The 11,092-nt window shown below is 73.3% G+C and carries 6 protein-coding genes; all 6 read right to left on the bottom strand.

Annotated features, from left to right (window positions below):
- Positions 1–37: 37 nt before the first annotated feature.
- A complete protein-coding gene (locus tag G3A44_RS22735; protein WP_163460039.1) occupies positions 38–2,314 on the bottom strand; it encodes a type I secretion system permease/ATPase in 2,277 nt (758 codons plus the stop codon).
- A 39-nt stretch (positions 2,315–2,353) separates the two neighbouring features.
- Positions 2,354–4,213 carry an O-linked N-acetylglucosamine transferase, SPINDLY family protein gene (locus G3A44_RS22730; protein WP_163460038.1) on the bottom strand — a complete coding sequence of 620 codons (1,860 nt, stop codon included), beginning with the start codon at positions 4,211–4,213 and terminating at the stop codon, positions 2,354–2,356.
- 174 nt (positions 4,214–4,387) lie between these two features.
- Positions 4,388–5,827, bottom strand: a complete 1,440-nt coding sequence (locus G3A44_RS22725; protein WP_163460037.1) for a TolC family protein — start codon at positions 5,825–5,827, stop codon at positions 4,388–4,390.
- Positions 5,828–5,831: 4 nt separating this feature from the next.
- On the bottom strand, positions 5,832–7,142 hold the full coding sequence (locus G3A44_RS22720; protein ID WP_310734446.1) for an HlyD family type I secretion periplasmic adaptor subunit: 1,311 nt from the start codon (positions 7,140–7,142) through the stop codon (positions 5,832–5,834).
- On the bottom strand, positions 7,135–9,306 hold the full coding sequence (locus G3A44_RS22715; RefSeq protein ID WP_163460036.1) for a type I secretion system permease/ATPase: 2,172 nt from the start codon (positions 9,304–9,306) through the stop codon (positions 7,135–7,137). The genes G3A44_RS22720 and G3A44_RS22715 overlap by 8 nt, the downstream gene beginning before the upstream one ends.
- A 195-nt stretch (positions 9,307–9,501) precedes the next feature.
- Positions 9,502–11,092 (bottom strand): SdrD B-like domain-containing protein (locus G3A44_RS22710; RefSeq protein ID WP_203561540.1); only part of this gene is annotated, 1,591 nt, incomplete at its 5' end.

Genomic DNA, 11,092 nt, shown 5'->3' with positions numbered 1-11,092 from the left:
GAGGCAGGGGGGCGGGCGGTGGCCATGGGGCGGCGGGTCAGGCACCGGCCTGGCGTTGCGGGGCGGTGGGGGGGCCGGCGGGGGCGGGTGTGCCGGTGCCCGCGGGGGCGGGGGCGCCCGCCAGGGCGGCCAGCACGGCGGCCTTGGGGCCGTCCATCACCAGGCGGCCGTTGTCCACCACCAGGATGCGGGTGACCAGGTCGAGCACCGCGGGCCGGTGGGTGACCACGACCAGGGTCCGTGTGCCCACCGCGGCCTGCAGGCGCTGCAGGAAGAGGGCTTCGCTCTGTGCGTCCATGCTGCTGGTGGGCTCGTCCATGAGCAGCAGCCGCGGCTGGACCACCAGGCTGCGCGCCAGCGCCACCAGCTGGCGCTGGCCGCCCGAGAGCAGGCCGCCGCGTTCGCCCACGGGCAGGTCCCAGCCCAGCGGGTGGCCGGCCACCAGGCGGTCCAGCCCGGTGAGCTGGGCCACGGCCTGCAGGGCGGCGGGGTCGGCGGCGGAGCGGCCCATGAGCACGTTGTCGCGCAGGGTGCCGGCAAACAGCCGGGGCTCCTGGGTGACAAAGCCTACCGCGGCGCGGAAGTCGGCGGGGTCGATCTGGCGCAGGTCGATGCCGTCGGCCTCCACCCGGCCTTCGGTGGGCTGGTAAAGGCCGGCCAGCAGCCGCAGGATGGTGGACTTGCCGCTGCCGATGCGGCCCAGGATGGCCACCCGGTCGCCCGGTTGAATGGCCAGGTTCAGGTCTTTGAGCACCACGGGCGGCCGGTCGGTGCCGGTGGGGGGGTAGGCAAAGCTGGCCTGGCGCAGGGCCAGGCCGCCCTGCAGCTGGGGCCGGGGCAGGTAGGCGCGCTGCTGCTCGCGCTCGGTGGGCAGCTGCATCAGGCGGTCCAGGCTCTGCATGGCGGCCATGGCGCCTTGGTAGCGCACCGCCAGGCTGACCACACTGCCCAACGGGGCGATGGCCCGCCCGGCGAACATGACCGCCCCGATGAGTGCGCCGGCGGTGATGACGCCGTCGCGGATGAGGTACACGCCCCACACCAGCATGACCAGGGTGACGGCCTGCTGGGCGGCGGCGGCCAGGTTGTTGGACCAGGCGGAGATGCTGCGCGAGCGCATGGCGGCCAGCGCGGCGTGGGCGGTGGCGTTCTCGTAGCGCTGCAGGAAGCGGCCCTGGGCGCCGCAGCTCTTGAGGTCTTCCAGCCCTTCCACCGCCTCCACCAGCACGCCCTGCAGGTCGGTCTGGTGGGCCAGGCTGGCGCGGGTGGAGCGGCGCAGCTGGCCCTGGATGACGGCCACCATGAGCAAGATGAGCGGGATGGAGCCGGCCAGCACCCAGCCCAGCGGCCCGCCCACGATGAAGCACATGCCCACGAACAGGGCGATGAAGGGCAGGTCCGACAGGGTGGACAGGGTGGCCGAGGCGAAGAAGTCGCGCACGGTCTCGATCTGCGCCAGGTGGTGGGCGAAGGCGCCGCTGGAGGCGGGCCGGTGCTCCATGCGCACGCCCAGGGTCTGGCGGAACAGCAGTGAGCCGATGATGAGGTCGGCCTTGCGGCCCGAAAGATCGATGAGGTGGCTGCGCAGCTGCCGCGCGGCCAGGTCCAGGCCCAGGGCCAGGCCGGCGCCCAGGGCCAGGGTCCACAGGGTGACGAAGGCCTGGTGCGGGATGACCTTGTCGAACACCACCGAGGTGACCAGGCCGGTGACCAGCATCATCACGTTGCTGATGAGGGCGGCCATGAGCGCGGAGCGGTAGTAGGGCAGGAAGCGGCGCAGCGTGCCCCACAGCCAGTGCCGGCCGGTCTGCAGCAGGGCGGCCTCGCTGCCGGGCTCGGGCCGCAGGCGGGGGGCCACGGCCAGCAGGTGGCCCAGGTACTCGGCGGCCAGCTCGCTCTGGCGCACCTGGCAGACGGCACCGCCGGCGGCGGGCAGCACCAGCTCCCACACCGGGTCGGCGGCCTGGCCATCCACCAGCCGGGTGATGAGGCAGGCGTCGCCCTCGCGCAGCAGGGCCACCACCGGCAGCATGAGGGGGCTGAGGTCCTCCAGGCGGCGTGGCAGCAGGCTGGCGTGGAAGCCGGCCTCCTGCATCACGCGCAGGGCCTGGGCCGGACGCAATGCGCCGTCCACCGGCATGCCCGCCAGCAGCGAGACGGCCGAGCGTTCGCGTCCGTGGTGGCGGGTCAGCCAGATCAGGGCCTGCAGCAGGGCGTCGGTCTCCGGGCCGCCGACCGTGTCGGTGGCCGCGGGCGCGGCCTCGCTCCCACCCGGCGGGACGGAAGCGTCGGCGGACACGGGGGCAGCGGACATGGCGGGACGGAAGGGATGCGGGGCGGCGGGGCGCCGCCCTCAGCGCCGTTGCCGGCCGGCCAGGGCCAGCGGGGCCAGCGCGTCTTCCAGCTCGCGCACCCGGGCGGGCAGGTCGAACAGGGGCGATTGCCGGCCCTGCTCGGCCAGGTAGCGCTTGTAGGAGGCGATGCGGCCGCGGTGCTGGCCGAGCTGGATGGCCAGGCGCTCGTAGTGGGTGGGGCTGTGGGTCACCAGGTCGGGCAGGCCCACGGCATGCAGCAGGCTGGCGGCCATGCGCGAGATGTAGCTGCGCCCGGCCTGGGTGAGCAGGGGCAGGCCCATCCACAGCGCGTCGCTGGCGGTGGTGCCGGCGTTGTAGGGGAAGGTGTCGAGCATCAGGTCGGCCAGGGCGAAGCGGGCCAGGTACTCGGGCGGGGCCACCCGGGGGGCGAAGATCAGCCGCTCGGCCGCCACGCCGTGGGCCTGGGCGGCGGCCAGCATGTGGGCGTGCGCCCACTCGTTGTCGGCCAGCAGCCACAGCACGCTGCCGGGCACGGCCTGCAGCACGCGCATCCAGGTGGCGAACAAGCCCTCGGTGAACTTGAAGTTGTTGTTGAACGAGCAGTAGACGAAGGCGTCCTCGGGCAGGCCGTAGTCGGCCCGGCGGGGCGGGGGCGCCACCTCGCGCTGGCGGTCGCTGACCTGGAAGCACACGGGCACGCGCACCGGCCGCTCGGTGTGGAAGGGTTCCAGCTCGGGCGGCATGACCACGGGGTCGGCCACGATCCAGTCCACGCCGGGCAGGGCGCAGGTGCCGGGAAAGCCCAGCCAGTTGACCTGCACCGGGGCGGGCCGGCGCGCCAGGATGCCGGGGCGGGCACCGCTGGTCAGGCCCTGCAGGTCGATCAGCAGGTCCAGGTCGTGCTCGGCCACCAGGCGGGCGGCGGCCTCGTCGTCCAGGGCGGCCAGGCGCACCGGGTGGTCCACGGCGCGCAGCAGGCGCTGGCGCAGGGCGCTGCCGTCCTCGCGGCTCCATTCAAAGGCGAAGAGGTCAAAGCGGCTGCGGTCGTGCAGCTCCAGGGCCTCGGCCATGAGCAGGCCGACGGCGTGCAGGCACAGGTCGCCCGAGAGGTAGCCCAGGCGCAGCTTGCCGGCGCGGGCCGGCCGGCCCTTGTAGAGCGGCGGGCCGGCCGGCACGCTCACCCGCTCATGCACAAAGCGCTGGGCGGCCAGCAGCTGCAGCGCGGGGTCGTCATGGGCCGAGAGCATGGCCAGCGGTGAGGTGCCCACCAGCAGTTGGTTGGGCGTGACCTCGCCCACCGGCTGGTAGAGCGGCCACTCGCATTGCTTCTGCCGCAGGTGGACGTAGTGCTGCAGCACGTCGAACTGGTCGGCCTTGTGCTGCAGGCTCTGCACCAGCAGGGCTTCGGCGGGGGCGAAGGCGCGGCGCTGCTCCTGCAGCCGGGCGCTGTTGTTGAGGGCGTGCAGGCGCAGCGGCAGCTCGGCCTCGTCGCAGGCGGCGTCGGGCGCGGGCGCGGTCAGGCGCAGCACTTCGGCCCAGGCGGCCAGGGCGGCTTCGGCCTGGCCCTTGCGTTCCAGGGCGTGGCCCAGGTTGAGGTGGGCCTGGGCAAAGCGGGGCTGCAGGGTCAGGGCTTCGCGGTAGCAGGCCTCGGCCCCGGGGTCGTCGCCCTGGCCGCTGAGCAGGGTGCCCAGGTTGAACAGCGCCACATGCCGCAGGCCGGCCCCGGGGCTGCCCTGCAGCCAGGCGCGGTAGAGCAGCACGGCGGCGCCGGACTGGCCGGCGTCCTGCCAGCGTTGGGCCACGTCCAGCAGTTGGGGCAGGGGCAGCTGCCCCTGGGTGGCCAGGGCCAGCAGGTCCGCGGGCGGCAGGGCGGCGGCAGGCGTGGGAGCGGTGGGCATGGCAGGCGGCGTGCGGCAGGGCAGGGCCGCACCGGACGGGGTGCGGGCTGTGCCTGGATGCTAGGCAGCCTGGGCCGCGGGCAAGCCCGCGAATTGACAGGGCTTTGGCGGATGCTTCCGCGGGTGCGCGGCGCCCGGCCCGGTTTGGCGCGCCCGGCGGGGGCGGCCGGCGAGCTAGGGGGCCGCTGGCGTGGGCGGCTCACCGTCCTCGTCGGGGCGGGCGCTGCCCAGGCCCACGGCGGGCAGCCAGCCGCCGGTCAGCCCCAGGCGCTTGAGGCGGGCGGCCTGCAGCTTCTGCCACTGGTCGGCCCAGCGGATTTCGGTGGCGTGGTGGCTGTCGCGCAGCTGCAGCAGCTGCTGCAGCCCGCGGCGCCCGGCCTCGAATTGCAGCTCGCCGGCCTGCACCAGTCGGGCCTGGCGCTCGATCTGCCCGGTGAGCAGGCCCAGCATCAGCTCGCCGTGGCGCAGGCTGGGGCCCAGGGCGCGCAGCTCGGCCCGCCAGGCCAGGGTCTGGCGGTCAAGCTCCGCCTGGGCGGCGTCGGCGCGGGCGCGGGTCTCGTCCTGGCGGGCCAGGCTTTCGCCGCCCAGGGGCATCTCCCAGCGCAGGGCCAGCTGCCAGCTGCTCTGCACCTCGCTGCTGGGCGTGGGGTCGGTGTGGGTGGACAGGCGCCGGGTGACGTCCAGGTCCAGGCGGGGCGCGGCCAGGCTGGCGCGGCTGCGCACCCGCGCCCGGGCCGCCTCGGCGCGCAGGCTCAGGGCCTGCAGGCCGGCGTGCGGGCGTTCGGCCTCGGTGGGGGCGTCGGCCTCGGGCGGAGGGCTGCCGGCGCCTGCCGGCGCAGGCGCCGCGGACAGCCAGTGCTGGGGCGAGTAGTCCACGCCGGCTTGCAGGGGCTCGCCGGCCAGGGTGGTCAGGCGCAGGCGGGCGGCGGCGCGCTCGGCCTGCACGGCCTCATGGGCGATGCGGGCGTCGGTGAGCGAGGCCTCGGCCTGCTGGCCGTCGGCTTCGGAGGCGCGGCCCAGCTCGGTCTGGCGCCGGGCCTGCTGGGCCAGGGCCTCCACCGCCTGCAGGCGGCGGGCAGAGGCGACGATCAGGCCTTCGAGCCGGGCCAGGTCCAGGGCCGCCTCGGCCAGGCGTTGGGCCACCTCCTCGCGGGCGCGTTGCAGGTCCAGGGCGGCGGCCCGGGCCTCCAGCTGCAGGGCGGCCAGTTCCACCTGGTCGGCGTTGCCGTTGTAGAGGTTCCAGCGCAGGCTGGCCTCGGTGCGTCGGGTGCTGCGGTCCACGGGGCGGGTCAGCTCCACCTCGTCGCTGCCGCCGCGCACGGCGGCCAGGCCCAGGGTGGGCCAGCGCCGTGAGCGGGTCTGGTCCACCCGGGCCTCGGCGGCCGTCAGCAGGGCCTGCTGGGCCAGCACCTGGGGGTCGCGGGCCAGCACCCGGCCCAGCAGGGCGGGCAGGCCGGGCTGCTGCGGGCCGGGGGCGCGGGTGTCGGGCGGCACGCGGGCGGCGGGGGGCGGGGCACTGGGCGCGGCGGCGGCGGGTTCGGCCAGGGCGGGGCCGGCCAGCAGGGCCAGGCACAGCGGGGCCAGGGGCCAGCGGCGGGGGTGGGGGCGGGTCATGGGCTCAACGTTCCTGCAGCGCGCCCTGCACGCCCTTGAGCACCGGCTTGAGCAGGTACTGCATGACGCTGCGGCTGCCGGTGAGGATGCCGGCCTCCACCGGCATGCCGGGGGTGATGGCCAGCACCCGGTCCTTGGCCTTGAGCTGGCCGGGCGCGGCGGTGAGTTCCACCTCGAAATACGGCTCGCCGTTCTTCTCGTCGAGCAGGGCGTCGGCGCCCACGCGGCTGACGCGCGCGGTCAGGCGCCCGTAGGTGGCCGGGTCGTAGGCCAGCACGCTGACGTGGGCGGCCTGGTCGACGTGGATGAAACCGATGTCGGCCGGCTTGACGCGGACGATGACGGTCAGGTCGGCCTCCTGGGGCACGATCTCCAGGATGGCCTTGCCCGGGGCGGCCACGCCGCCCAGGGTGGGCACCAGCACGCGGTTGACCACGCCGTCCACGGGCGAGGTGATCTCGCGGCGCTCCACCCGGTCGAGCTGGCCGCTGAGGGTGCTGCCCAGGGCGGCCACCTTGGTCTGGTACTCGCTGTGCTGGGCGCCCCACTGGGTGCGCAGGCGCGAGGCGACCTCGCGCTGGTTGGCCTGGGCTTCGGCCAGGCCGGCGTCCATGCGCGGCACGGACTTCTGGGCGGTGTCGAGTTCGCCGCGCTGGGTGAGCAGGCGCTGCTGGGCGGCCAGGAAGTCGGACCGGGAGCCGGCGCCCTCGCGGTACAGGCGCTCCTCGATGGTGAAGGCCTCCTCGCTGACCCGCAGGGCCGACTGCAGGGCGGCGATGCGCGACTGGGTCTCGCGCAGCTCGCCCAGGCGGCGCTGCACGCCTTCGCGGGCGACGGCCAGGGCGGATTCGTACTCGGCCAGGGCATCGCGCCAGAGCTGGGTCTCCTTCTGCACCAGGGCGGGGGCCTCGGCCAGCAGTTCCGGGGCAAAGCGCGGGGCGTGGCCCCCCAGCAGCGCTTCGGTGCGGGCCAGGCCGGCCAGGGCGGCCAGCTGCTGCTGACGGCTCTCGCCGGCGGTGGCGGTGTATTGGGCGGTGTCCAGGCGTACCAGGGTCTGGCCACGCGCCACCTTCTGGCCGGCGCTGACCAGCAGGGCCTGCACGATGCCGCCTTCCAGGCTCTGCACCTCCTGCACCTTGCTGGGTGGGGTGACCTGGCCGCGGGCGCGCACGGCCACGTCCAGCTGGGCCACCACCGACCAGGCGATCATGACCACGAGGAAGGCGCCCAGGGTGGCGATCATGGCCAGGACCACCCGGCGGGGGGCCTGGTCGGGGTCGGCTTCCAGGGCCGCGTGCGGGTGGGACTCACTCACCTTGGGCTCCTTGGCGCGGGGCGGTGGCGGGCTCGGCAGGTGGCTGGCTCAGGGCCTTGAGCACGGCGTCGCGCGGGCCGTCGGCCACGATGCGGCCACGGTCCATGACGATCAGGCGGTCCACCAGGGCCAGCATGGCCATGCGGTGGGTGACGAGCAGCACGGTGGACTCCTCCAGGCTGCGCAGGTTCTTGATCAGCCGTTGCTCGGTGGCCGGATCCATCATGGAGCTGGGCTCGTCCAGCAGCAGCAGGCGGGGCTGGGCCAGCAGGGCCCGGGCGATGGCCACGGCCTGGCGCTGGCCGCCTGAGAGGCGCTCGCCGCGCTCGCCCACCTGGGTGCCCACGCCGCCGGGCAGCTGCTGCACGATGTCGTCCAGGCAGGCGGTGCGGATGGCCTGCAGCAGGGGCTCGTCGGTGAGCATGACGCGGCCCAGTTCGATGTTCTCGCGCAAGGTGCCGTGGAACAGGGTCACGTCCTGGGGCACATAGCCGATCTGCCGGCGCAGCGACAGGGGTTCGAGCTGGGTGGTGGCCAGGTCGTCCACCAGCACGCTGCCGGCGTCCGGGGCGTATTGGTTGAGGATCAGGCGCAGCAGGGTGCTCTTGCCCGAGCCCAGCTTGCCGATGACCCCCACCTTCTCGCCCGGGCGGATGCGCAGGCTGAAGGCGTCCAGCACCGGGGGCAGCTGCGGGTAGCCAAAGCGCACCTCGCGGAACTCCACCGCACCCTTGAGCGGCGGCGCCTGCAGGCTGGCGCTGGCGCTGTCGGTGGGGGCGTTCATCACCTTGTCCAGCGCCTCGAAGGACATGCGGGTCTGCTGCCAGCGCACGATCAGGCCGGCCACCTGCACCATGGGCCCCAGCGCCCGGCCGGTGAGCATGCTGGCCGCGATGATCTGTCCCAGGGTCAGGGCGCCATCGGCCGCCAGCCAGGCGCCCACGGCCACCACGGCGATGTTGGCCACCGCCAGCACCGCGGCCTGCAGGTAGTTCTGCCGGGCGGAGACCTCCCGGGTCTCCAGGCTGTTCTGGGCGATGGCCTGGGTGAGGCCTTCCCACTTGCGCCGGCTCCAGGCCTCGGCCCCCAGGGCTTTGACGGTGTCCAGGCCGTTCATGGTCTCAAAGAGGTGGGCCGTGCGCTGGGAGCTGGCCTGCATGGAGGCTTCCACCAGCTTGGCCAGCCGCCGCCGGGTCCACCAGGCAATGCCCAGCAGCACCGGCATCAGCAGCAGCGGCACCAGCACCAACCAGCCGCTGACCAGGGCGATGACGGCCAGGTAGAGGAAGACGAAGGGCAGGTCGCCCAGCAGGGTCAGGGTGGTGCTGGCGAAGAAGTCGCGCACCGACTCGAAGTCTTTGACGGTATTGGCCAGCACCCCGCCCGAGGCCGGCCGGTTGGCCGCCCGCATGCGCAGGCATTGGGTGAAGACCTGGGCCGACAGCGCCACGTCCATGCGCCGGGCCGCCAGCTCCAGCAGGTGGCTGCGCAGCAGCTTCATCACGAACTCAAAGCCGATGAGCCCCAACGCCGCCGTGGTGAGCACGCCCAGGCTGCCCATGGCGTTGTTGGGGATGACGCGGTCGTAGACCGACATCGCGTAGAAGGGCAGCAGGGCGCCGAAGACGTTGAGCGCCAGGGCGCCCACCAGCGCCCAGCGGAACATCCAGCGGTGGCGGTTGAAGGTGTCCCAGAACCAGCGGGTGGTCTCGGGCAGGGTGTAGAGCAGGCTGCGCTGGTCAAAGTGCAGCTGTGGCCGGATGGCCAGCCAGTGCACGCCGCCGCCCAGCTCATGGCCCAGCAGCGTGGTCTCCAGCCAGATCACGCCCTCGATGCCCGGCACGTGGCACTCGCAGCGGCCGTCCTTCAGGCTGAGCACCACCAGCACCCGGCCGTTGGCGCCGCGCACCAGGGCCGGCATCTCGGTGGGGCGGCGGGCGGCGTCGGGCGGCAGGTGCGTGGCCACCAGGCCGGCCAGCGGCAGCAGGGCGTCCAGCGTCTGCTGCAGCGACTGCCCGGCCCGGGCGTCCAGCGCGGCCTGCAGGGGCTCGGCCTGCACCGGCGTGCCGAAGAACTGCGCCAGAAACAGCACCGATTCCCGCAGCATGGGCCCGGGGTCGTCTTCGAGCGGCGGCAGGCAGGAGTCGAGGGCTTCTTCGTTCATGGGCGGGCTTGGGGTCGGGTGGCGCCGGCCCGGGGGATCGGCAGATCGGGCGGCAGGGCGCACAAGTGGCAGCCTAGGCGCCGGCCGTGGCGCCCGATCCAAGAAAAAACGCCGGTCCCAGGGACCGGCGTTCTTGGCGGGCGGCTTGGGCGGGCGGGCCGGGCACGATTGTGACGCCGGCTCCCCTGGCGGGCGTCAGCCCAGGGCCACCTCGGAGGCCGACACCAGCTGGGCCAGGCGACGCAGGGCCTCGGCGTCGACCGTGGCCTCCAGGCAGGCGCTGGCGCCGGCCGTGGTGCCGCAGGGCTGGCTGCTCACGCTGCCGTCGGCGGCCACCGTGAACTCGGTGCCCAGCAGGCCGTCCACCGAGCGGTCGTCGCCCAGCAGGTCGGCCATGCTCGGCAGGGTCACGCCCGCGGCGGCGGCGTCTTCCTTGGCGACGTTGAAGTACACGTCGGTCATGTCCACGCTGCTGCCGTCGGCCATCGTGGCGGTGCTGCGCTCCAGGTGCAGGTTGTGGTTGGCGTCCAGGAAGGGCAGCTCGGTGTAGCTCACCGTCAGGGCAGCCACACCGGCCTGCGCCAGGCTCATCAGCTCACCGGCATCGGTCTGGTGGTCGCCGTCCACGTCCTGCCAGATCTTCAGTTCGGCAAAGCGCTCGTCGCTGGCGTTGACCAGGCCGTCGCCGTTGCTGTCAAAGCTGGCCAGCTTGGCAAAGCCCTGGCCCTTGTCGGTGCCGCCGAACAGCTCGCTGATGTCGTCGATGCTGCCGTTGCCGTTGCTGTCGATGGCCAGGAAGCCGTCGTGGCCGCTGATCCAGCCCGAGCTGATGGCGGTGCCGGTGCCGAACAGGTCGAAGGCGCCCAGCGAGTTCTCGCGGGACACGGTCTGGATGCCGTCGCCGCCCAGGTCGATCACGATCGGGGTGCAGGCCGCATCCCAGCTCATGTCGTTCTCGCCCGACTCCAGGAAGGTGTAGGCGGTGGTGGCGGTCTGGTTGCCCCAGGCGGAGTAGGCGTCGGCGTCGAGCTGGTCGTTGCCGCCCACGTCCTTGGGCGCCCAACCCCAGTTGTAGACGCTGTTGCCCCAGGCGTCATAGCCGCTGGTCTTGTCAAAGACCACGCGGTAGGTGCCCGGATCCAGGTTGGAGAAGCAGTAGTTGCCGTTGTTGTTGGTGTAGGTCACCGCAATGGTGTTGCCGCAGCTGTCCTGCAGCATGACCTTCACGTTGCGGATGCCGCACTCGCCCACGTCCTGCACATAGTCGTGGTCGTAGTCGGACCACACCTTGTCGCCAATGCTGGCCTTGCGGTAGAGGCCCGCGTCGATGCTGGTCAGGTTCTGGCCGGACGCCAGCGAGAAGCTGGCGGTGGTGCCGTTGCTGCCCACGTCGGAGTCCAGCGCGCCGTCGCTGCCCTGGTCCAGCTTGGTCACGTAGTAGCCCGAAGGCGCCACGACCTGCACCTTGTAGTTGCCCGCGGCCAGATTGGAGAACTGGTAGTTGCCGCTGCTGTTGGTGGTGGTGGTGGCCACCACACCGCCCGCGCTGTTGAGCAGCTTGACCGTCACGCCGGAAATGCCCGACTCGCCCGCGTCCTGCACGCCGTTGAAGTTCTTGTCCTCCCACACCCGGTCGCCCACCTTGGCGGTGTTGACCACGGCCTGCTTCAGGCCGGCGTCCACGGTGGTGACGTTGCTGCCGGAGGTCAGGGTGTAGTAGCCGGTCTTGCCGTCGGCGCCGGCATCGCTGTCGCTGCTGTCCGAGCCCACATCCTTGCTGGTGAAG

It is taken from the genome of Ideonella livida (assembly GCF_010499455.1).
GTDB classification, from domain to species: Bacteria; Pseudomonadota; Gammaproteobacteria; order Burkholderiales; family Burkholderiaceae_C; genus Ideonella; species Ideonella livida.
Note: the sequence above shows the minus strand (reverse complement) of the source record. Positions and strands in the feature narration are given on the sequence as shown.

Excerpts from the sequence above, each read along its gene's own strand:
- G3A44_RS22715 (WP_163460036.1), bottom strand. The coding sequence starts at position 9,306 with ATGAACGAAGAAGCCCTCGACTCCTGCCTGCCGCCGCTCGAAGACGAC.
- G3A44_RS22725 (WP_163460037.1), bottom strand. The coding sequence starts at position 5,827 with ATGACCCGCCCCCACCCCCGCCGCTGGCCCCTGGCCCCGCTGTGCCTG.
- G3A44_RS22730 (WP_163460038.1), bottom strand. The coding sequence starts at position 4,213 with ATGCCCACCGCTCCCACGCCTGCCGCCGCCCTGCCGCCCGCGGACCTG.
- G3A44_RS22735 (WP_163460039.1), bottom strand. The coding sequence starts at position 2,314 with ATGTCCGCTGCCCCCGTGTCCGCCGACGCTTCCGTCCCGCCGGGTGGG.